This window comes from Paenibacillus sp. GYB003, assembly GCF_036577625.1.
In the GTDB taxonomy this organism is placed as follows: Bacteria; Bacillota; Bacilli; order Paenibacillales; family NBRC-103111; genus Paenibacillus_AB.
Genome location: NZ_JARBDC010000057.1, coordinates 13,235 through 35,697 on the forward strand (window position 1 = coordinate 13,235; position 22,463 = coordinate 35,697).

The window sequence follows — 22,463 nt, forward strand, 5'->3', positions numbered from 1 at the left end:
GCGACGGGAGCAACTGGAGCGACAGGAGAAGCTGGAGCGACGGGAGCAACTGGAGCTACGGGTGAAACCGGAGCGACGGGCGACACTGGAGCGACAGGAGAAGCTGGAGCGACGGGAGCAACCGGAGCGACGGGCGAAACTGGAGCGACAGGCGAAACTGGAGCGACAGGAGAAGCTGGAGCGACGGGAGCAACTGGAGCGACAGGAGCTACGGGCGAAACCGGAGCGACAGGCGCGACCGGTGCAACCGGTGCAACCGGAGCAACGGGGGCAACGGGCGAAACCGGAGCGACCGGAAGTGCGGTAGTTTAAGAATCGGTATGACGAACGTTTATCATCAAGAGGCCGTCCTAGCGGGACGGCTTCTTTTTTTTTCGGATAAACGTCAGACTTTTGAACCGCCCGGCATCAACATGGTATAGATTGCGGAAAGGAGAGATTGCGCTGACACCGAAACCGGATCATTCACAGCCGTCCGAATCTCGCGACGAAAGCGACGAAGCGCTCGCAGCACGCGCTCGCAAGGGGGATAAAGCCGCATTCGACGAGCTTGTCGCACGGCACCGGACGAAGGCGTTTACTTGGGCAAACCGAATTGCCCGAAATCATCATTTGACCGAAGACATCGTTCAGGATGCGTTGATACGCGCGTTTCTCCATCTCGGTTCGTTGTCCGATACGGGAAGGTTTCTGCCTTGGCTGCGAACGATCGTGAAAAACCAGGCGCTTATGCGCATGAGGCGGGGAGGTCCGTATAAAAAGGAGCTGCCGCTTTCCGGCTATACGCTGCCGTCGTTTGCGAAGAAGGAATTGGATGTGCGCGACATGGAGTCGATTTTGCATTATTTAACGGAACGCGTTCATCCGAATGGCGAAAAGGAAGACGCGAATCCGCAGCTTCTCGTCGAGAAATCGGAATGCATCGCCATGATCCGCAGCCTGCTGCCCTGTCTCACGGAGCGCGAGCGGCGCGTATTCGAAGCCCATTTCTTCGAGGAGTGCTCCCCGGGCGAAATCGCGCAGCTGTTCGGCTTGACGACCGGAAACGTGTACAAGCTCATTTCGAGATCGCGCCGAAAAATCGCGCAGGAGCGCGTGGCCGCGGCGATCCGCGATCATATTTTACGACGAAAGGGATTGGCGAAACCGATGAAAGTCATTTTGGACAAAACGATCATGCTAAAACCGTACGAAGCTTCGGTGCTTACGTTCAACAATCGCCTTCACCACGCGCTCATGCTGGACGATCCGGACATGTCGTTGCTGCGGACGGAAGGCTTCTTGATGTTCGCCTTCAACATCAACATCGAGCGAAAACGCGTCGATATGTCCAGCACGAACATGGTCGACCGGAATTATTATCTTTATAACGGGTTGCTGTCGCTCGGGTATAAATCCGAATATGCGGAAGCGTTCGATTTCGACCCGCCGCTCCCGGATTTATCCGTTCGGGCGATACGAATCGTCCAGCGGTCGATCGATCTCGGAATGCCCGCGTTCGTCTGGGAGCTTATCAATCGGGAGTTCGGTCTAATTTACGGGTATGACGACGAAGCGAACCTATTTTACGGCATCGACTCGAAGTCGGACGAGACCATTCCTTACGATCGACTCGGTACGCTGCAAACGAAATCGCTGTTCGTGCTCGGGTTCGTCGAAAAGACGGACATCCCGAAAGAACAGCAAGCGCTTCGGATGTGCAAAATGGTCATCCGTCATGCGCGCGGCGGCGAACGAACTTTTACCGGATATGCGAACGGGCTGGAAGGATACGATGCATGGATCGATGCACTCCATAGAAAATCGGTCGATCCGCTGGGACAAGCGTATACGATCACGGTCATTAAGGAAGCCAGGGAGAAGGCGGCCGGCTTTTTGCGGGAATTGGCCGAAAGCTGGGAATCCGGCGAATGGCGGGAACGGGAAATCGGAATGCTATTCATGCATGCGTCCGGGCAATATCTCGCCGTTTCCAGGCAGCTGGCCGCTCTAGCCGAGCTGTTTCCGGCACCGTCCGGCGGAGAACCGAACGATCCGGACACGGCGAACAAAGGCATCGCGCTGCTCCGAAAGGCGAAAGCCGCGGAGGAAGCCGGCGTGCGACGCCTCGAACAAATCGCCGAGCTTCTGGAACGGAGCCCGTCGGCCGGCAGCCATATCCCGATCGTCACCGATCCGCCGCGCGCTTATGTCATGTAAACCGACGATCGCAGCGGGGTTGCGGCTTCAGCCGGCCCCCGTTATAATGGTTGTATCGAAGGAGGTCGGTACGCATGGCAAATCAGTTTGCCGGAATCGGCTTAGACTCATGCAAAGCCTGATATTGGGGCGATACTTTGCGTGGGGCCGAACAGTTCGTTATCTAATTGTCGCCCGTTAAGCTTTTATCGTTTCTAATAGAATGGGCTTTGCACCTTATCTGGATTCTCAACAACCATAAGGGGCTGAAAGCGATGAACCAACCATTTATTAGAAACCACCAATACAATTGGATCAAAAAGCAGGCAGACCTGCTTCTGCATGCGTGCAGCACCGTATCCGACCCGAAAGTGGTCGAATCGGTTCGATCGAACGCGCATGCGAACGTCCTGCAAGCTTTCCCGCATGCGACGGAGGAGCAAAGGAAAACGCTCGAAGCCATTTCCGAATTGAATACGGCGCCGCAATTCCAGCAATATTTGCTCGGCTTGGAACCGTATCGGACGGAATTCGCGCATGTGACGGAGTCGCAGCTGAAAAAGCTGTTTCCCAAAAACAAGAAGCTGAAAATTCCGGATTTGACCGCGACCGATTTCCGCCAAGTCACGTACTTGGGCTGGACCGACATCGCGACGAATAAATTGTTTATCGTTTACGAGCTGAACGGACAGCTCGTCGGCGTCGAAGGCAAGTTTACGCCGGCGAACAAAAAAAGCGTCTGCTTCGTCTGCAACCGGCACGAAGAAGTCGCGCTGTTTACGGCGATCGCGAAAACGAAGCCGGCGAACGCTTCGCCCGATTATTACAAGGCGATCGGCAACTATTTGTGTGTAAACAGCGAAGCGTGCAACAAAAACTTGACCGATGTTTCCGCCTTGGAAACGTATATTCAAGCCGTATTGGGATCGTAATCCACGATTCGGGAAGCAAAGCTGCCGAAGTCTTTTCGGCAGCTTTTTCGTTAAACCTTGTAGGGCGAGGTAGCGCTATGCAAAAAAAGGTGACCCGCAAACATTCCCGTTCGCGCATCGACCAGATGATCAACGCCATTCGCGGCGAAATCATGACGGGCGAACGCGGCATCGGCACATATTTGCCATCCGAAAGCGAGCTGGAGAAACGGTTTCGGCTCGGCAACGACTCGGTGCGCAAAGGGCTCGAGCAGCTGGTCCGGGAACAGCTCATCCGCAAAATTCCGCGAGTCGGCAGCGTCGTGATCGCTAGGCCGGCTCCCGAAGAGGCGACGATCCGGGTCGGCATTTACAGCACGACCGACCGCGAAACCGATATATCGGACATGCTGGACCGATTTCACGAGAAGCATCCGCATATTCGCGTGCAAACCGAGACGATTCCGACCGGCGAATACGCGCGCTATATCGAGCGGCATATGACCGAAGGCACCCTGGATGCGGCCTTTGTCAACCAAAATACGTTCCGGCAAATGTCGGCCGAGGCGAAAATCCGGCTGCTGGAGCCGTTCGCCCCGCTTCCGGACTGCTATCCGTTCACGACCGAGCCGTTCGCGCTCGAAGGGCGGCTGCTTGTACGGCCGCTCTTGTTTTCCCCGTTGGTCATATGCTACAACGTCGACCATCTGAAGGAGCGCCGGTTGCCGGAGCCTGCGAACGAATGGACATGGAGCGAGTTGATCGAGCTCGCCCGGAACGCGGCGGTTGAAAACGAACGGTTCGGCTTTTGCTTTCATCTGCTGTCGCGCAACCGGTGGCCGGTATTCCTGCTGCAAAGCGGCGTAAATTTTGCGCCGGACGAGCATGGACGGTACATGTTGCCGGACGAGGCGTTGATCGAAAGCCTCGGCGTATGCCGGAGCCTGCTTGAGCAGCCGGGCGTATTTCCCGCCATGCTTTCCGGGCTGGACAGCGCTGCGGTGGAATGGTTCAAAGACGGCAGAGTGTCCATGATCATGACGACGTACTTCTCGCTCAACCAATTGCGGCAAACCGATATTCGGTTCGACGTAGCTCCGTTGCCCTATGTCCGCGAAAAGCGGAATTTGCTTGCCTGCATCGGCATGGTCGTCAACCGCCGGTCCGCAAAGAAGGAAGCGGCGAGACGGCTGGTCGATTTTCTCGCTTCCTACGAGTCGCAGCTGGCGATCCGCAAACGAACGTTCAGCGTCCCTGCGCTTCGCCAAGCGGCCGAATGGGAAGGAGAAACGGACGTCCGGCATCCGCCGCGGTTCGGCATTTTTCAAGACATGATTCCTTCGTTCCGCCAATTGGAGCATCTGCCTTTGAACGCCCGGGAGCTGGCGGCGATCCAGAAGCATTTCGAGCTGTTTTTGACGGGCTTGCAGGACGGCGCTTCGATGTGCAGGCAGATGGAGCGGACGTTGTACGAAATGAATCGCACTTCGATACTTTAATCTCCGATAGACGGTGTTCGGCGAGTCCCGAATGCCGTTTTTCCATTGAAGGAATCGCTTCCGTCCGAATAAGTTTATGACGTTAAAGACATGTTAAAGTCGAACGGAAACGACGTCCAGTCGATTGACAGCGTTTTCAAAACGATTTATGCTGCATATAGGGTCAGTATAGGGTTAGTGCTGGACGATCTTAACGGCCCCAAGCCATACCGTAAGCGTTAAAAAATAGCGGGAGCGCTGCTCCCCGCTCGGGAGGGATGAACGTTGACAATCAAGCTGCGAACGGCGCTGCGCCTTGCGGTTGCGTGGTGCCTCCTGTTGACCGGCATGCTGGCGGGCTTGCCCGAAATCGGCGCGGCCGATTCGAAGCCGCCGAATCTTCTTGTCAATCCGGGCTTCGAAACGCCCGGCGACGCCGATCGGCCGGTTCCGGGATGGCGTCTGCGAGGAACGAATCCGGCGGGAATCTCGATGGAGGCGACCGACAGCATCCGCTTCGAAGGAACGTACGCGCTTAAGGTGACGGACGATTCGACATCGACGGCCGCGGTCGCTTATAGCGATCCGGTCGAGGTTTCCGCCGGCGATACGCTGCGGCTCCGTTTCCATGCGACCGGCACGACCGGTACGATGTACGTCGGCATACGGACGTATAAGCAAAGCGGGGACGATGTCGTAAGCGGCTCGCTCAGCAACAAATTCGTTGCGCTGCCGGTTTCGAACGCATGGACCGAATATTCCGTCGAAGCGGACGCGCCCGCCGGTGCCGCCATTGCGAGAGTTCTCATTTATTCCCAAAACGCCGGGAGGGGATCAACCGTCGTGGACGATCTTCGTTTAAATCTCGTGGATACGGGGGCGATTCCGTACGAGCTTACGAATTTGGGCTCGTTCGTACATAATGTGGACATCAGCCGCGCCGTTTTTCATACGGATTCGTCCGGCAAAACGATCGCGTACGCGACGCTGTCGGGCTTGCCGGCCAAGCTGCTCGTCATCGACGTGGAGGCGGAGACGGTGCTGAAGCAAATCGCGATCGAGGATACGGTCGCCGGTACTTATTACAAAGGCGAATATGTAAGAGGTCTTGCGGTCGCTCCGGATGGAACCGTCTACATGGCGGGCTTGCCGACGAACTTGTTCAAGTACGTTCCGGGCGAGGACCGGGTCCGGTTCGTCAAAAAAATGCCGGGCTCCGCCGTGTACGATTTGAAGTTCGGGCCTGCGGGCGTTTTGATCGGCGGCACGTACAACAAAAACGAAGCGTTCGAATACGATACCGCGACCGGCGAGCTGGTCAATCTGGGCCGGGCGACGCCGGACGAATATTATTTATACTCGGTCGCGTACGACGAAGCCCGAAACGATTATTATTTCGGCATCGGCTCGCACGCCCATCTGATCCGCTACGACCGAGAGACGGGCGCCAAGACGGAAATTCCGCTTCCGGACCGGTATGCGTCCGCCCAATTCGTATGGGACATGAGCGTCGCGGGCGACAAGCTGTTTATGAGACTGTCGCCGGGAGCGACGGTCGCCATGGATTTGAATACGGGCGCATTCGAGGAAACGAGCGCGCCCGTTACGTCGCGGCTGATTTCGCCGCTGTCGCCCGACGCGACAAAAGTATATTTTACCGCCTCGTCGCAGCTCGGCCACTACGATTTCGGCACGAAGCGGTACACGATGCTCGGCGTCGAAACGTTTTCGGACGCCAACGGCTTCGCGTTCGCCCGGCTTGCCGATCCGCAGTTTCCCGGCGATACGCTGGTCGCGGTAACGGAAGGAAGGCTGTTCAAATACAACGTTTCGACCGGAAACACGCGCAGCGCCGTTTTGCGGATCGAAGGGGAACCGAGCGTACTGCAAACCGTGGCGGTCGGCAACGACGGACGCGTCCATACGAGCGGGTATGTAGTCGGGGGCAATGCGATTTACGATCCGGTCAACGGGAAACGGGAGGAATATTCCAAAACGACGGTCGGCGTCGAGCAAACGGTTCCCGGCAACCAAACCGATCGGGTGTTCGGCTACAAAGATAAAATGTATTACGTCACCTATACGGGAATGAGGGTGTACGAATACGATCAGGCGCTGCCTTGGGACCGGCAAGATCCGGTTCGTCCGAATCCGGCATTTTTGTTTACCGCCTCCGATGTGGGCCACCAAGATCGCGGACTCGCCGGAACGGTCATGCCGGACGAAGGGAAGCTGTTGATCGGCACCGTGCCGAAATACGGCTTTCTCGGCGGAGCGCTCGTCATATTCGACCTGGAAACGAAAGAGCGCGAAGTGTATTGGAACGTGGTCGATCAGCAGAGCGTGACGGCCGTGACGTACAAGGACGGATTCGTATACGGCGGCTCGAACGTGTGGGGCGGCCTCGGCATCGATCCGACCGAGACGGAAGCGAAGCTGTTCATATGGGATGTGGCGAACAAGCGAAAAGTGTACGAAACGGTGCCCGTTCCCGGCAAAAAAGGAATTACCGAATTGATCGTCGGCCCGGACGGCAACATATGGGGCTCGGCCGAAGGCGATCTGTTCATTTTCGATCCGGAGACGAGACAGGTGGTGCATCGGCAAAATTTGGTGACGCGTTCGTACGGCAGCGCGGTTTGGCGCGACGCCCGGTTCGTGAACGGTCCGGACGGCAACGTATATATTGCCCAGGCGGGGCAGTTTATGGTCATCGACGCGGCGACGAAGCAGAAGCAAGTCATACGCAAGTCGGGCAAGACGAATTGGCTGGCCCAGGACGATTTCGGCTATTTTTATTTGACCGAGGAAACGGAGTTGTTGAAACTGTCCATACCGGGATTGATCGCCCGGCCGATCGGGGCCCGTCTGGACCTAAGCGCGACGACGCTCGCCCCCGGCGAATCGGCGGACGTATCCATAACCGGGCTGCTGGAAAAAGGGCGTACCGTGCAAAAGCTGGAGCGGAGAAGCCCGCAATGGTTCAGCAGCAACCCGTCGGTCGCGAACGTCGAAGGCGGCAGGCTGGTCGCCAAAAGTCCGGGCTCCGCCGAAATATGGGCGCAAACGGTCATGGACGGGGTGCCGGTCGAAACCGGCCGCGTTGCCGTTACCGTTGCGAAGCCTCTGGCGACCGGGGCGCCCGGCAAGCCCGTTTTATCCGACGATTCCGGTCACGATACCGGATTGCGGGACGGAAGCTTTACCGTCGCGATGAACATGTGGTGGGGCAATAACGGCACCTCGTTCAAGCTGTACGAAAACGGCACGTTGATCGAATCGCTGGCGCTGCCGGACCGTTCGCCGAACCCGCAAACCGTGAAAACGGCGGTATACGGCAAAGTGGACGGAACGTACACGTATACGTGCGAGCTCGCCAACGTCTTCGGTACGACCGCGTGCCAGCCTCTTGTCGTGCAGGTGACCGACGCCGCTCCGGGCAAGCCGGCGATGTCCGCCGACAATTGGGACGGCGACGGCGCTTTCGGCGTGACGATGAATATGTGGTGGGGGACGAACGGCACCGAATATCGTCTGTACGAAAACGGTCGGTTAATCGAAACGAAATCGCTGCAGCCGGCTTCGCCAAACGCGCAAAACGTCGTGACGAACATAACGGGGAGGGCGGTCGGGACGTACGAATATCGCGGCGAGCTCGTTAACGCGGCAGGCGCAACGTCATCCGACGTCTTAATCGTTAACGTCGTTAAATAAAGAAGGCCATACGAAACGGGCAAGCTGCCGCATCCAAACGGCGGCTTGCCGCCGTTTGGGTCGCGAGACCGATCGATCGGCAAGAGAGCGGCCGGGCGCGTCAAAGCTTGCTTAAGCTATCCAATTCTTTTTCCAAGCCGATCATCGTCGCTTCCCGTTCTTCGGCGTCCTGGCCGTCGTATACGAGCTGCGCGACGAACTCCCACGCATCTTCCAGCACCCGTCTCATTTTGTAAAACCGCATGGCGTCCGGGTCGATCTCGTAACGCTCATGGCGCTTCCGATAAACGCTCAAAAAATCGGCGAAGTACGGCTTGTCCGCGAAAAACATCATGTCCGCTTCGACGGGGGCGAGCTTCAATCCTTCCCAGTCGATCAGCATCAACCGGCGCTCCGTCCGCATCAGGTTCCAATTGTGAATATCCGTATGGCACAACGCCAATCGCAAGTCGCTCTCTTTCAAACGGGCCGAAAGCGTTTCGACGGCATCGGTCGCGTCGCCGATTTGTCGGGCATACGAGCCGATCAGCTCGGCGACATCCGCCGGAACATCGCGCAATCGCCGGTTCGATGCGTCCCGCAGCTGCCGCACAAACGGCGCGTCAAACCGTTCCGCGATCGCATCCGTTGCGACCGGCAGCCGTCCCCCATAGCCGTGAAGCTCGGCCACGATTTCCGCCAACTCGCGAATTTGCTCTCCCGTCAGCCCGTTATCGCCGATCGTCTCCCCGTCAATATAGTCGTACAGCATGTAAACGGCATGCTCGTCATCGCATTTGAACGCGCCATCCGCGGTCGTCAGCGGAACGGGAACTTTGCCGTGCAGGCCGGTGTGACGCGACAGCCAGAGAAGGATCGGCGCATACGCGTCGATCGGAGCCGTCCATTTGGGCGTGGACGTTCTGCTTTTTTCGTACGCTTTCAAAAAATAAGACCGGCCGCCTGCGGTCACACGGAACGCCAGCGCCGCCCAGCCGCCTTTCTGCGGCGAGACGGAAGCGCCCTCAAGCCCGTATCGTTCATTCAACATCCTTTTGATGCCGTTCGCAAGCCGCTCCTGCATTCATCGACTCTCCTTCCGGTCGTTCCGTTCATCGGACCGCTTAGCGCCGCCGGATTCGGACGGCTTTATTTTCCCCGGAGTAATTCCCCAATAGTTGCGGAAGGCGCGGACGAAATGGCTGGAATCGGTAAAGCCGAGACGGTCGGCCACTTCGCCGATTTTTCGTTGTTCCAGCAGCAGCCGCTTCGCCTGTTCCATTTTCAGCTTCAGCGCATACTCCGAAAAAGGGACGCCCATCTCGCGCTTGAACAGCCGGCTCAAATGCGAGGCGTTCACGTGGATCCGCTCGGCGATCGCGTTCAGCGACCGGTCCCGGCCTCCCGCATCGTTCAAAAGAGCCACGACTTGCCGGATCAGCTCGTTCGACGGCGCCTCCGCGGACGTCATCCGATCGAGAGACGTTCCGCCAGCCGTGTCGTCGTCGCCGCGCACGTTCGTCTCGTACCGCAGCTCGATATCGGCCGGACGAAGCCGGTCCGCAGCTTCGTCGACGGTCAGCCGAATTTCCCGGGACGCCCGGTCGAACCGCCAGCCTTCCGCCGAAGCCTCGCCGCTTGCGGGCAGCGGCGCGCCGTTTACGAGCAGCTCCGCCGGCGCGGACTCGGCGCGGATCGTCACGTCGTATCCCCGCTTCGCCGGCATTCCGGAGAACGCTCCGGCTCGCGGCTCGATCCGAACGGTCAGCCGCCGCCGCTCCGCGCGGAAGCTCATTTTCGTTTCGGCGAACTCGCCGTTTCTGTATCCGAAGCTTACGCCGTCATCCTCGTACAGGACGGCTTCGCCCGATTCCCCGTACGGATAGACGAGCACGCCGATCCGCTCGGGCAACGCCGGGCCGACATGGCTGACGTCCGGCCATACCGGAATAATGGCTCCGGCGCGAACGAACAGCGGTCCTCCCGCGAAGGAAGGGATGTCGCTTACGATTTCCCGCGGACCTTCCAGCAGCGTCCCGGTCCAATAATCGATCCAGCCGCCGGCCGGTAAATGGACGCGTTCGTTCAGCGCGACCAGCAGCGAATCGCCAAGCATGTATTGCCCGGTCAACCGGTCCGCCGCCGGATCGTCCGGAAAGCCGAGCGGCATCGCACGCATGACCGGCAACCCCGATCGGGCCGCCACGGCGGCGGCGGAGTACAAATACGGAAGGAGCCGGTAACGGAGCTTGGCGTACATGCGAAACATTTGGAGCTGTTCGGGCTCCAGCAGGCTCGGATGCTGCCAATACGCCCAGCTGTTCACTTGGGACAGCGTTTGCAAAAAGCCGAAATGGATGCCGGCGGGCGAATGAACGTCCATGTCGGTCAAGGCGTTCGCGTTGCCGGACATAGTTTGATTCAGCAGCCGGATCGCGCTTTCATGCTGATAGCCGGCCCACGTCGCGGCGTACTGCTGGATGCCCGCATACCCGTTCATCGAGTAAACGAGCGAACGGCGTCCCGTTTGGTTCGCGAAGCCGTTGTGCATTTGCTTGCCCAGCAGCAGCGGGTAGAGATGGTGCATTTCCGCCGAGCTTAACCCGTTCGCCCACGTCGGGCCGGGATCGGTGTCGAAATGGAAGCCTTCCACCTTGAAAGCCGAGACGCCTTGATCGACGAATTTTTGCAAATGGTCGTACCACGCCTCCTCGGTTTTCTCCGCCGCCTCCGCCGATTCCGCTTCTTGCCGGGCCGCCAGCAGCAGCCGTTCCTCCTCGCGGGTGACGTCGAAGCTGCAGCACAGCCACAAGCTGAGCTTGAAGCCCATCCGGTGCAGCGCGCCCAAAAACGTCCGCGGCCCTTTCGGGCTCCAATCGGGAATCGCGAACCGTTCCGGGTGCCAGTTTTTGCTCGTGGAGCAGTCGCGGTACGTTTCCATCCAGCCGGGCTCCAGACCGATCATGTCGCACGGAATGTTTTCCCGGCGAAAATTGAGTCCGTCCTCGATAATGTCGCGCGCGTCGGCGTACTGGTTGCTGATGAACGTCAGGCCGTACGCCCACATCGGCAGCAGAAGCGGTTTGCCGGTCACATCCGTATAGCGGTCCAGCAGGACGGGCAGCCCGTCGCCTGCGATCAGAAACAGGTCGAGTCCGCCGCCGGTTCCGCTTAATCGGAGCGTGTCATGGTCCCGAAGGCCGATATCGATCGTATGCGCATGCGTCGTGGAAAGCAAAATCCCCCAACCGGCGCTGCTCATCAAAAACGGAACCGGCACTCGCGTATCGTCGAGCACCGTCCGCATATCCGCGCGAATGCCCCTCACCTGAAGACGGTCCGTCGCTTTATCGCCGAGTCCGTACAGTCTCTCCCCGTCGGCGAGCCGAAACCGCACTTCGAACCCGCCGCCAGGCTCGAGCTGCGGAGGGGCGGAGCTGTGCGTCAGCGTGATGCCGTCGGGGCGGGACAGCGCGAACGAGCCGCCCTCTTTGTCGACGGACAACGAGGCGTGCCGGGTCGAGAGCGTCGCGGTACGCCCGGTATCGCGAAGGTCGACGTGCGGAGCCGGGCCGCCGCCGGCGCTCCAAATGCCGTAACGAAAGAGCGGGCGCTCGGGAAAATCGGGGCTGTCGCCGAAACGGATTCGAAACGTATGCTCCGAAACAGCCTGCATGCAGACGAACGCTCCGTCGCGAAGCTGGAAACGGATTGGCGGGGACATGCGCGAATACCTCCCGGTTACGGATTCGAATGATGCGAAGACGAACGAATCGAAGATGTACCGCCGCGAACAAAACGGGGCGGATTCCATTTCGAGGAAGTGCAACCATTTTACCATGGGGCCACCAAGAAGTCATCAGAATACCACATTCCTGCAATCGGACGGCATAGGCTTCGCCCCGCGGCGTTTCTTACAATGATAGAGAACGAAGCGAAAAGGAGTTGGAGGCCGGATGGATGAAGCTTATATCGATTTGCCGGTGCGAAGCGGAGGGACGCTTCGAATCGAACCCGTCGCCGGGGACATATTCCGCATACGACTCGGCGAGCATTCTCGGTTTCCGGACGGGGCGCTGACGCGCTACGGCATTGTTAGAAACGAATGGCCGAAAACGCCGTTCGAGCGGGACGAGCGGGACGGCGTCGTTTCGATTCGGACCGGTCTTGCCGAAGTGCAGGCGAATGCGGAAGACGGGCGGATCGCGCTGTTCGACGGACAAGGCCGGCTGCTGCTGCGGGAGACGGCCCGGCAAGCCGCGCCGCAATCCGGCTTTGCCGCCGAGTTCGCGCTTGCGGACGACGAGAAGCTGTACGGCTTGGGGGACGAATCGAGACAGCTGCTGCAAAAACGGGGTCACCGGGCGAAAATGTGGGTGAAAAACGTGGACTGTTATGCGCCGATCCCGTTTTTATACAGCAGCAAAGGCTGGGGGCTGTTTCTCAATACGACGTGGAGACATGTGTTCGATCTCGGCCGGCAAAAGAAAGATCGCTGGAGCATGTTCGCAAAGCGCGGCGAACTGGATTTTTACTTGATCGCGGCGCCGGATTACGGACGGCTGATCGACCGGTTTACGGACATTACCGGCAAGCCCGAGCTGCTGCCGCTATGGGCGTACGGGTTGACGTTCGTCTGCAACCAGCAGGCGAACGCCCGCGACATGCTCGACGATGCGATGCATTTCCGCCGCGAAGGCATCCCGTGCGACTTGATCGGCCTGGAGCCCGGCTGGATGGAAACGTTCTATGACTACTCGGTCGACAAAAAATGGCATCCCGACCGGTTTTACGTTCCGGGCTGGGCCCGCACGGGACCGCAAACGTTTATCGGCGCGCTGGAACGGCTCGGCTTCAAGCTCAGCCTATGGCTGTGCAGCGACTACGATGTGACGTGGCACGAGGAAAAGCTGGCCGGACTCAAGGCGCCGGCGACCGCCTCCGCGTCCGCGCGGGACGACTCCGCCTCCTTCGACTACAGCCCGGACGACTTCGAGCAGGATTTGCGGGCGCATGCGCCGGTTTACATGGACCGGCAGACGAAGCGGGACGAACCGTGGTTCCGGCATTTGACCGAGTTCGTCGACCAGGGGGTGAAGGCGTTCAAGATGGACGGCGCCCGGCAGGTCAACGAGCACCCCGACCGCAGGTGGGGCAACGGCATGGACGACGAGGAGCTGCACAACGCGTTTCCGGTGCTGCTGAACAAGCAGATGCACGAAGGGTTCCGCGACCATACGGGCTTGCGCCCGATGATTTATACGTCCGGGGGGTACGCCGGCATCCAGCGGTATGCGGCGACATGGGCGGGCGATACCGGCGGCGGTCCGAAGCCGCTCGTCTCGATGCTGAACCACGGAATGGTCGGGCACGCGAACGCGAGCTGCGACATGGACGTGTTCACGCCGGCCGGCATCCATTTCGGCTTTTTGCAGCCGTGGTCGCAGGTGAACAGTTGGGCGTACTGGCGCCATCCTTGGCTGCTCGGCGACAAGCTGCTGCCGATGTTCAAATATTACGCCAAGCTGCGCTACCGTCTGCTCCCGTACTTGTATTCCGCCGCCCACGTCGCCGCGCGAACCGGCATGCCGATAATCCGTTCGATGCCGCTCGCCTATCCGGACGATCCGAAGTCCGACGGGCTGACGCAGCAATATATGCTCGGCGACAGCTTTCTCGTCGCCGCCTTCACGAAGGACGTTCACTTACCCGAAGGAACGTGGATCGATTATTGGAGCGGCCGCCGCTATGTCGGGCCGGCGGCAATCGAGGCGGACGTGCCGGACGACCGCGGGGGGCCGCTGTTCGTCAAAGCCGGGGCGATCGTTCCCGTCTGGCCGGAGATCGATTACGTCGGCCAGAAGCCGATGGATGCGATCGGCGTCCATATGTATCCATACGGGTCGAGCGAATTCGTTCTGTTCGAGGACGACGGGCTGACGTTCCGGTATCGCAGCGGCGAGGCAGCGCTTACCCGAATGACGAGCGCTGCCGACGGAAGCGAGCTCCGAATCGGCATCGGGGAACGGGAAGGGCGGTACGAAGGGATGCCGGAGCGGCGTTCGTTCGAGCTGCGCATCCGTACGGAACGCGAGCCGTCGGAAGTAAGGCTGGGCGACCGCGCGCTTCGTCGCGGCGACGATTGGCAGTTTACCGACGGAACGATCGCGCTCCGAGTCGAAGAACGGTCAGGCGGAATCGACATCCGCTGCCGATTAAAGGCTTAACCGAACTGTCGTTTGATTGTATCATGATATAAAATGGGGGATTCGCTATGTGGAAAAAAGCTTTGACGATGTTGGCCGTATCCGTTCCCGTTCTCGCCGCGTGCGGCGGCGGGGGACAGGGAGGGGAAGGCGGGAACGGCGCGGACGGCGGAACCGCGCAGCCGCCGAAAGCGGCGCCGAAAGAGCCGATCGAGCTTACGGTATCGCTGTATTCGGCGACCCAGGAGGAGTTCGACAAATTTTACGTCGCTCCGCTCAAGGAGAAGTTTCCGCACATGACGCTGAAAGGAATTCGGCCGGAAAAAGGTTCGTATATCGAAGATTTGCTGGCCGCCGGAACCGTTCCCGACCTGTTCATCGGATCGAAGGGGGCGCTGCCGAATCAGCTGAACGGACTCGGCTTGACCGAAGACATTTCCGGACTCGTCAAAAGCGGCGGCTACGATTTGTCGCGGCTCGATCCGGTAACGGTCGATATTATGCGGAAGGCGGCGAACGGCAGCATCGTCGGGCTTCCGCTCAATCTGAATGTAAACGCTTTATATTACAACAAAGACTTGTTCGACAAATTCGGCGTGCCTTACCCGAAGGACGGCATGACGTGGGACGACGTTTACGAGCTGGCGAAAAAGCTGACCCGTTACGAGCAGGGCGTCCAATACAGGGGCTTCAGCGACCGGTGGGGCGATACGTTTTTCGCGGGCAATCCGTTCGAGCTGCCGTACCTGGATCCGAAAGAGGAGAAGTCGACGTTCCAGAACGAAACGTGGAAAACAATCGCCGAAAACTGGCTTCGCTTCTATACGCTGCCCGGCCTGAAGTTCGATTCGAAGACGGCGTTCAAGGAAGAGGACCGCAAAGTGTTCCAAACCGGCATCTCCGGCATGACGATCATGGCCGCCGACGTCCCGAAATGGGAATTCGCCTGGGATATCGTGTCCGTGCCGACGTACAAGGAGAAGCCGGGCGTCGGCCTGCAGGCGAACGCGCGTTACAACTACATCATGAAGGGAAGCAAAAAGCAGCAGGCCGCCTTCGAGGTCGCCGCCTACATGACGTCGGAGGAATATCAGCTGAAGATGGCGAAGGACGGCCTGTTCCCGGTGCTGAACGACGAGAAAGCGAAGAAAGCGTACATGGAAAACGATCCGCTCTACAAAGGCAAAAACGTTAAAGCGTTTTACTTCCACAAGTTCGCTCCCGAGCCGCAAGGAAGAGCGCCCGGCCTCGTCAACGGGGTGAACGCCCAGGACAAATATTTGCTGCCGGAAATGATCAAGGTGCTGGCGGAAAACAAAGACCTGAACAGCGCGCTCCGCGATGCGGCCGAAGCCGCGGCGAAAGGGCTGGCCGAGGCGAAGTCCAAGTAAAAGTCGGGAAGCAGGGTGCCGCGCTTCGATGCGGCGGCGACCGATTTGCGCAAACGCCGCTTTCCATAACGGGGAGCGGCGTTTGCGCGATGCCGGTTCAGCCGCGAAATCCGACGATCCGTCTGTACATCGATTTGTTTTTCAGCTTCAAAAACAGCTTGACGTCCGGCCTGAAGTTCGCTTCGATAATCCACACTTTTCCGTTCCGGTCGATTCCCGCGTCGAGGCCGACTTTGCGGATCCGGTACCGGCTCCGAAGCTGCCTGGCCGCCCTCAAGGCGATCCGGTCCATCCGGCGGCCGATCCGTCCGGCCGCTTTCCCGCCTATGCCGGATTTGCGGAGCGCGACACGCAGCGGAACGACTTTGCCCTTGCTTCGCTTTATATTCGTGATCATATAGCCGGCGCCGGCGATTTTCGCCAATTTGCCCGTCACGACCCAACCGGACCGTTTGGACCGCTGCACCATGACTCTCGCGTCGAACGGCCTGCCGTTCACGCGCGCCAGCGCGATTTTTCGCTGCACGATGCAGGAGACGCCTTTCGATTTGCGCTTGATATACGAGTATACCGCGGACAAACCGGCTATCGTTCTTTTCTTTTTTCCGTAATGCACTTTGTACGTGCGTCCTTTGGCCGAAACGGACATGACGCCGGCCCCTCCCGACCCGCCGACCGGCTTGACGACCACCTTGCGGTATCGTTTCAGCAGCGAGCGGAAATGGCTTTTCGTGAAGGAGCGCGTTTTCGGCAGCGCCGTTCGCAGCGCGCGGGATTTGGCCAAAATCCGGTACTTCGCCAGTTTATTTCGGCTGAAGCTCATGCCAATTCACTTCCCCCGCCGCGTCGAACAGCGGATGATCCTCGTACCGGGTCATCCGGTTGTCGGCGTCGACGAACACGACGCGCGGCACGAGACCGGCCAGCTCGTTTTCGTCAAACAGGCCCAGGCTCAAAATGACGACCAAGTCGCCGGGCTGGAACAAATGCGCGGGCGGGCCATTGAGACATATTTTTCCCGAGCCTTCCGGGGCCGGAATCGCGTACGTTTTCCAGCGCGTCGCATTGCGAAGACTCGTTACCTGCACCATCTCGTACGGATGGATGTTCGCCGTCTTCATCAGGAGGGCGTCGATCGTAATGCTGCCTACGTAATCCAGGCTGGCCTCGGTAACGGTCGCGCGATGAATTTTGCCTTTGCACATCAATCGTTTCATCGTTGCAGATCCTTTCTTTTAGGGGCATTTGGGCATTCGGCTGACGAAGCAGCTTTCTAGAACACACTATGTACAAACGCACATGAACGTTTGGGCGAAGCAGGAAGCTGTGGGGAAATGGTTTTGACAGCGCGAAGACGTATCGCTTACGATATCATCAATCAAACCAGGCTCGCGGGAGAAGGAAGTGGGTTCGGTGAAAGACGATATCGTCTCATCGTTGCTGGAAACGGCGGAATTGAAGGTGCTGCAGTTCGATATGCACCGCCGCCGCGAGATGAATTACCGGAATCGGACGCTTCAACACTTTGACATGATGACGTACGTGAAAAAGGGCTCGGCCAAGCTGAAAGTGCGGGACCGCGTTTACGACATTCGGCCGGGAACCGTCATCTTCATCCCCGCGCTGCTGGAGCACGACCAATATAAGGACAGCGACGAGGAGACCGAGTTTTTATGGTGGCATTTTACGTACAAAATTCATAATTTGATCGACGTGCTGCCGTTTTTGAACATCCCGTACATGTATCCGCTGAAAAATTACGAGAAATTCGAGGCGGTATTCGACGAATTCATGCACACGACGTCCGGGGGCGGCTATTTGCCCAATATCGTCTTGCGCAAGGCGAAGGCGCTCGAGCTGCTTTTTCTGCTGCTTGACAACGCTTTCGAAAGCGCGGAGCACGCCGTGAAGGAACAGCCGTCCCGCAGCTTTTTGACCGTTCTGCTGAAAATCGCGGCGCAGCCGGAAGCCTCGTTTTCGCTGCGGCAGATGGCCGAGGAGCTGCATATGAATCCGACCTACGTCAGCAACCGCTTCAAAGAGCTGTTCGGCAAATCGCCGATCGTGCTCCACAGGGAAATCAAAATCGCGAAGGCGAAATCGCTGTTGGAGACGAGGGAGCTGAACGTCGCCGAAATCGGCCGCATGCTCGGCTTTAACGATACGCAGACGTTCGCCCGGCTGTTCAAGAAATATACGGGCATTTCCCCGGGACAATACAAGCGCTTGTTCGACCTGTAAAAGTGTTTAACTTAGGCAAAGCGGTGCTCTATGTTTTCGTTGTCCGAACCGTTTACAATACGGGTGATTGTACATCATCATAATCCCGTTTGGGAGGGGTAAGATGGACACGTTGAACATCGTTTTCCCGGAACAAAACAAAGTGGAGCTCCGCGAGGAAACGCTCGACCCTTCGCTCGGGCCGACGCAGCTGCTGTGCGCGGCAAGATGCTCCCTGATCAGTACGGGGACGGAAATGCAGTGCCTGCGGGGCGTATTCGACCCGGAAACGAATTGGGCCGATTGGGTAAAGTATCCGTTTCGTCCCGGCTATTCGATGGTCGCGGAAGTGCTGGAAGCGGGTGTCGGAACGGAAAGGATTCGCAAAGGCGACCTCGTGTTCACCGAACATTCGCACGCCCAATATTTTAAAGCGGAAGCGAGGCACGCCGTCCCCATTCCGGGACCGATCGGCGCGGAGCAAGGGGCCTGGGTCAATTTGGCGAAAACGACGCAGCTCGGCGTCCGAAGGGCGGAGCTGCAGCTCGGGGAGACGGTCGGCGTCATCGGGCTCGGCATACTCGGCCAATTGGTGACGCAATACGCCTATGTGTCCGGAGCCCGGGAGCTGTTCGCCATCGATCCGGCGGAAAGCCGGTTGAAGCTGGTCCGGGAGCGGCCCGGCGTTCATCGGCTGGCGATGGACGCCGGCGCGGCGCATGAGCGGATCCGGGACATGACCGGCGGCGCCATGCTGGACGTCGTCTTCGACGTTACCGGCCATCCGGCGGCTTTGGCCCAGGCGACGAAGCTGGTCAAGCCTTTGGGACGCGTCATTTTGCTGGGGGATACGGCCACTCCGTCGCAGCAGCAGATGGGACGCAACGTCGTATCGAATTCGGTATCGATCCTGGGCATTCATGCCCGTATGGATTACAAAGGCTGGCGCCATCCCGATATGGCCGCCCTGTTTTTGAGCTATATCGCCCAAGGCCGGATGGATGTCGCATCTTTGATTACGCATCGTTTCTCCCCGCGGGATGCGGCGGAGGCGTACGGGCTGCTCGCGACGAACCGCGGCTCGGCCATGGGCGTGCTGTTCGATTGGACGAAGCTGAACGCGCAATGACCGGTTGGCGGGCAAGCGTCTGCCCGGCGGGCGAATGGCTTTCTCCGCATCCGGATACAGGAATAGATCCCGCTAATTCGTCTCCGAATCGATATCGCGATGTAGAAACGGGAATAACTCCCGGCAAATCTGCACCGCATCGGCAAAAAAGCGCGATTCGGGCCATGGTAACGGGAGATTGTCCGGATAGTGTGGCAAGCAAGGGGACAATCGGTACAGGTTACAGGAGGTTCTACCGCTAATATCGTTTTGTTATTCCCCCGGCGCGTAAAAGCGGGGTTGCACTGCCGTGGCCGTCCGGGCTTCTTTCCCGGACGGTTTTTTCGTTTCCAACCATACGCTGAGCATCTTGACTATTAAAAAGAGGGAGGATATGATGAAGCAGTAGTTTAGTAAATTAGTAATTCAGTAAATTAGTAAATCGAGAAGAGGGAACTGCCATGAAAATACCGACCACCTTAAAACATAAGCCTGTCATCGTGTCCGAAAACTACGAGCGCATCGACGGCCGCTTCGCCCGAAACACCGATACGAAGGGGCTGTCGCTCGGATTGGCGCAATGGAACGACAGGGGAAAGCTCGACATTTCGGCCAAAGTATGGCGATATACGGGGGAAAAGTGGTCCAGACAGTCGGAGGAGCTGCCGCTGCACCGGGTGCTGGATTTGTCCATTCTCATCTGCCGGACGCTCGAGCATTTTCGCGAAGCGTACCGATACGAGCATTTGTACGATACGAACAATCCGGTGATCGATCGGGTCGGCCTGCAGGGCGACGCGATGACCGTGGCGGTATGCACGGACAATGAAAAGATCAACGACGATATTCAGCTGTTCAGCCAAGCTTTGAGCGACGACGACGAGATGATCGGGGAACGGCTGCGCACGTTGTCGAGAATATTGAAGGACATGGGCTATTGACGTCCGTCGTACGGAAAGGAGAAAGTCATGGAGGACCGGGAGCAGCAAGCGTTATCGCCGGGCAGGCGGCTGACCGACGAGGAGCGAGCGCTTGTCTGGATAAAGCCGTTATCCCATAAAGTCAGCGAGGAAGAACGGCGCATTTGTCGGGAAGTAAGGCGCAACTGGAATCGCGGCGAGATGAAAATCGCCAACATTTTGCTCGAAGGCGACGCAGGCTCCGGGAAAACGCAGCTCGCCAAAGCGCTGTCGGCCGATTTCGGGCTGCCATATACGAAAGTGACCTGCTTCGCCGATATGGATAAGACGGATATTATCGGCGCCATTTTGCCCGTGCTTTCCTCCGAACGATTGGATCGGCTCGAGCCCGCGGAGCAATCCGCGCTGAAAGCCTTGTACGAGAGCGACGGGTTTCGAAGCGCGACGGACATTTTGACGGACGCCCTGGGCATTTCGTACGAACAGGCGTCCGTCAAGCTAAAGCAATTGCTGAAGCGGGCGGCTTCGGTCGCCGACGGCGAGGCGGTCGAGTACCGATTTTATCCTTCGGAGATCGTGAGGGCCTATCGGAACGGGTATTTGCTCGAAATCCAGGAACCGACCGTCATCCGGGACGCCGCGGTGTTAATGGCGCTGAACTCCGCATTGGAGCTTGACGGCGCCATCAACTTGCCGACCGAAATCGTGCGCAGACATCCGGACTTCATAGCGGTGATCACGACGAACCGCGGCTACGCGGGAGTAAGGCCGTTGAACGAAGCGCTGCGCGACCGGGTGCAGCATACGGAAAAGATGGATTTGCCGCCCAAAGCGGTCATGATCGAGCGCGCGATCGCCAAAACCGGTTACGGGAACGAGCCGGTGCTGGACGCGCTCGCGGAAGCCGTCATCGTCCTGGACCAAACGGCCCGGGCCAACGCGATGAAAGGCGTGGCCGGCATGCGCTCCTATTTTTACTGGGCGGACGCGGTCGCCGAAGGCGTTTCCGCGCGCGAATCCCTTTACCATAAAGTCGTCTACAAAATTACGACCGATCCCGACGAAATCAAACTGCTCGAGGACGCGCTTCGCGGCAGCGGGCTGCTGGCGCGATTGGACGAACTTCCGGCCGAACGCAAAAAAAAACGAACGATGACGCCGTAGAAATCCGAACATGGGGCCAAATCGACGACACCGACACCGCAGCCGACGACCGTCCGGAAGAAACCGGCATCGCCTTGAAAAAGTCCGCGGATAGCGACGAAAGCCGATCGGCCGATTCCGACGATCTCGCCGATGCCGAAAGCTCGGATTCGGGAGAAACCGGCGCGCCCCGGTACCATCGGGCCAATCCGGAAGCGATGTCGGAGGAGGCGATGCGCAAAGAACGCGAATTCCGCAAAAAGCTGAATCGCGACGCGAGACAGATTGCCGCCGAGTCCGTTCATCGCGGCGTGAAGCTCGTTGTCCACCGTCCGGACTTCGATTTGGACTTCGAGGCGGAATATGGCGAACTGAGCAAAGGGATATTGCCGATCGTACGGGAAATGGTCGGGAAGACGCTCCCGCTGCTGGAGATGGAGACGAGCTCGGAATACGCCAGAAATCATTATTACGGCAGCAACTTTCAAGCCGACAGCGTCGCTTACCGGGACTACAGGTATTTCGCCCGAAAACGCCCTCCGACCGATTCCCCTTCGCTGGCGGTCGGCGTAAGGATCGACGAATCGGCGTCGATGGCGGCCTTCGGCCGGTTGGAAGCGGCGAAACGCGCGGCGATCGCGGTTTATGAGTTTTGCCGGTTATGCGGGATTCCCGTGTTGATTTACGGCGATACCGCCGACGTTTCCCGGCTGGAGCAAATGTCGATCTTTGCTTACGCCGACTTCGACAAGCCGGATCCCCGCGACCGGTTCCGGCTGATGGGGATTCGCTCCAGGAGCAACAACCGGGACGGCCTGGCGCTGCGGCTGATGGCGGAGCGATTGGCCGCAGCGCCGCAAAAGACGAAGCTGCTGATCGGCATTAGCGACGGACAGCCGAAAGCGATGGACGATTATACCGGCCATTATGCGATACTGGACATGCAGCGGACGATCGCCGAGTATGAACGGAAAGGCGTTGCGTTTTTGGCCGCCGCGATCGGCCAGGACAAAGACGTGATCCACCGCATATACGGGAACGAGCGTTTTTTGGATATCGCGAATTTGGAGGAACTTCCCGCGAGGCTGGTACGGATTATCGCACGGTATGTATAGGTTCTCTCATGTCTCCGTTAGGCGTTGTCGGTTTATCCGCAAATCAAGACGGCTGCCCGCTTTCCGGCAGCCGTTTCTTTTTCCGGTCGCGGCTTTGCCG

At 58.7% G+C, this 22,463-nt stretch carries 15 protein-coding genes; 11 read left to right on the forward strand and 4 right to left on the reverse strand.

Annotated features, from left to right (window positions below):
• Positions 1-423: 423 nt before the first annotated feature.
• From PV407_RS18825 to PV407_RS18840, 4 genes are all read left to right on the forward strand, one after another.
• Positions 424-2,199, forward strand: coding sequence for an RNA polymerase sigma factor (locus tag PV407_RS18825; RefSeq protein ID WP_332091503.1), 1,776 nt, complete (start codon positions 424-426; stop codon positions 2,197-2,199).
• Positions 2,200-2,453: 254 nt separating this feature from the next.
• The gene (locus PV407_RS18830; protein WP_332091505.1) at positions 2,454-3,110 is read left to right on the forward strand and encodes a FusB/FusC family EF-G-binding protein; all 657 of its coding nucleotides are present in this window, start codon (positions 2,454-2,456) and stop codon (positions 3,108-3,110) included.
• A 77-nt stretch (positions 3,111-3,187) separates the two neighbouring features.
• Entirely contained in the window at positions 3,188-4,588 is a 1,401-nt protein-coding gene (locus tag PV407_RS18835; RefSeq protein WP_332091506.1) for an extracellular solute-binding protein, read from the forward strand.
• Between the two features lie 264 nt (positions 4,589-4,852).
• Positions 4,853-8,281, forward strand: a complete 3,429-nt coding sequence (locus tag PV407_RS18840) for a carbohydrate binding domain-containing protein (RefSeq protein WP_332091507.1) — start codon at positions 4,853-4,855, stop codon at positions 8,279-8,281.
• Positions 8,282-8,381: 100 nt separating this feature from the next.
• Here the strand turns inward: PV407_RS18840 and PV407_RS18845 are convergent, their stop codons facing one another.
• A complete protein-coding gene (locus tag PV407_RS18845; RefSeq protein ID WP_332091508.1) occupies positions 8,382-9,344 on the reverse strand; it encodes a phosphotransferase family protein in 963 nt (320 codons plus the stop codon).
• Positions 9,345-11,984: a TIM-barrel domain-containing protein gene (locus PV407_RS18850; RefSeq protein WP_332091509.1), complete on the reverse strand. Its 2,640-nt coding sequence runs from the start codon at positions 11,982-11,984 to the stop codon at positions 9,345-9,347.
• A gap of 232 nt (positions 11,985-12,216) precedes the next feature.
• On the opposite strand from PV407_RS18850, the gene PV407_RS18855 reads away from it, so the two are divergent.
• Together PV407_RS18855 and PV407_RS18860 are read left to right on the forward strand one after the other, a co-directional pair.
• On the forward strand, positions 12,217-14,487 hold the full coding sequence (locus tag PV407_RS18855; RefSeq protein WP_332091510.1) for a glycoside hydrolase family 31 protein: 2,271 nt from the start codon (positions 12,217-12,219) through the stop codon (positions 14,485-14,487).
• A 47-nt stretch (positions 14,488-14,534) separates the two neighbouring features.
• Entirely contained in the window at positions 14,535-15,857 is a 1,323-nt protein-coding gene (locus tag PV407_RS18860) for an ABC transporter substrate-binding protein (protein WP_332091511.1), read from the forward strand.
• Between the two features lie 97 nt (positions 15,858-15,954).
• On the opposite strand, the gene PV407_RS18865 is transcribed toward PV407_RS18860, so the two are convergent.
• Positions 15,955-16,680 carry a YheC/YheD family protein gene (locus PV407_RS18865; RefSeq protein WP_332091512.1) on the reverse strand — a complete coding sequence of 242 codons (726 nt, stop codon included), beginning with the start codon at positions 16,678-16,680 and terminating at the stop codon, positions 15,955-15,957.
• Positions 16,661-17,074: an aspartate 1-decarboxylase gene (gene panD, locus PV407_RS18870; RefSeq protein WP_332091513.1), complete on the reverse strand. Its 414-nt coding sequence runs from the start codon at positions 17,072-17,074 to the stop codon at positions 16,661-16,663. Before panD ends, PV407_RS18865 begins: the two co-directional genes overlap by 20 nt.
• A gap of 187 nt (positions 17,075-17,261) precedes the next feature.
• On the opposite strand from panD, the gene PV407_RS18875 reads away from it, so the two are divergent.
• The 5 genes from PV407_RS18875 (at position 17,262) to PV407_RS18895 (ending at position 22,363) form a co-directional block, all read left to right on the forward strand.
• Positions 17,262-18,098 (forward strand): helix-turn-helix transcriptional regulator, encoded by an 837-nt coding sequence (locus PV407_RS18875; protein WP_332091514.1) that lies wholly within the window; start codon positions 17,262-17,264, stop codon positions 18,096-18,098.
• Between the two features lie 103 nt (positions 18,099-18,201).
• On the forward strand, positions 18,202-19,206 hold the full coding sequence (locus tag PV407_RS18880; RefSeq protein ID WP_332091515.1) for a zinc-dependent alcohol dehydrogenase: 1,005 nt from the start codon (positions 18,202-18,204) through the stop codon (positions 19,204-19,206).
• Between the two features lie 440 nt (positions 19,207-19,646).
• Entirely contained in the window at positions 19,647-20,126 is a 480-nt protein-coding gene (locus PV407_RS18885; RefSeq protein WP_332091516.1) for a DUF6530 family protein, read from the forward strand.
• A gap of 27 nt (positions 20,127-20,153) precedes the next feature.
• On the forward strand, positions 20,154-21,269 hold the full coding sequence (locus tag PV407_RS18890) for an AAA family ATPase (RefSeq protein ID WP_332091517.1): 1,116 nt from the start codon (positions 20,154-20,156) through the stop codon (positions 21,267-21,269).
• 74 nt (positions 21,270-21,343) lie between these two features.
• A complete protein-coding gene (locus PV407_RS18895) occupies positions 21,344-22,363 on the forward strand; it encodes a vWA domain-containing protein (protein ID WP_332091518.1) in 1,020 nt (339 codons plus the stop codon).
• The last annotated feature ends 100 nt before the right edge of the window (positions 22,364-22,463 follow it).

What these genes read in the sequence shown, in the direction of transcription:
- PV407_RS18850 (WP_332091509.1), bottom strand. Translation starts at nt 11,984, where the DNA reads ATGTCCCCGCCAATCCGTTTCCAGCTTCGCGACGGAGCGTTCGTCTGC.
- PV407_RS18855 (WP_332091510.1), top strand. Translation starts at nt 12,217, where the DNA reads ATGGATGAAGCTTATATCGATTTGCCGGTGCGAAGCGGAGGGACGCTT.
- PV407_RS18830 (WP_332091505.1), top strand. Translation starts at nt 2,454, where the DNA reads ATGAACCAACCATTTATTAGAAACCACCAATACAATTGGATCAAAAAG.
- PV407_RS18865 (WP_332091512.1), bottom strand. Translation starts at nt 16,680, where the DNA reads ATGAGCTTCAGCCGAAATAAACTGGCGAAGTACCGGATTTTGGCCAAA.
- PV407_RS18845 (WP_332091508.1), bottom strand. Translation starts at nt 9,344, where the DNA reads ATGCAGGAGCGGCTTGCGAACGGCATCAAAAGGATGTTGAATGAACGA.
- panD (WP_332091513.1), bottom strand. Translation starts at nt 17,074, where the DNA reads ATGAAACGATTGATGTGCAAAGGCAAAATTCATCGCGCGACCGTTACC.
- PV407_RS18835 (WP_332091506.1), top strand. Translation starts at nt 3,188, where the DNA reads ATGCAAAAAAAGGTGACCCGCAAACATTCCCGTTCGCGCATCGACCAG.
- PV407_RS18880 (WP_332091515.1), top strand. Translation starts at nt 18,202, where the DNA reads ATGGACACGTTGAACATCGTTTTCCCGGAACAAAACAAAGTGGAGCTC.
- PV407_RS18890 (WP_332091517.1), top strand. Translation starts at nt 20,154, where the DNA reads ATGGAGGACCGGGAGCAGCAAGCGTTATCGCCGGGCAGGCGGCTGACC.
- PV407_RS18885 (WP_332091516.1), top strand. Translation starts at nt 19,647, where the DNA reads ATGAAAATACCGACCACCTTAAAACATAAGCCTGTCATCGTGTCCGAA.
- PV407_RS18860 (WP_332091511.1), top strand. Translation starts at nt 14,535, where the DNA reads ATGTGGAAAAAAGCTTTGACGATGTTGGCCGTATCCGTTCCCGTTCTC.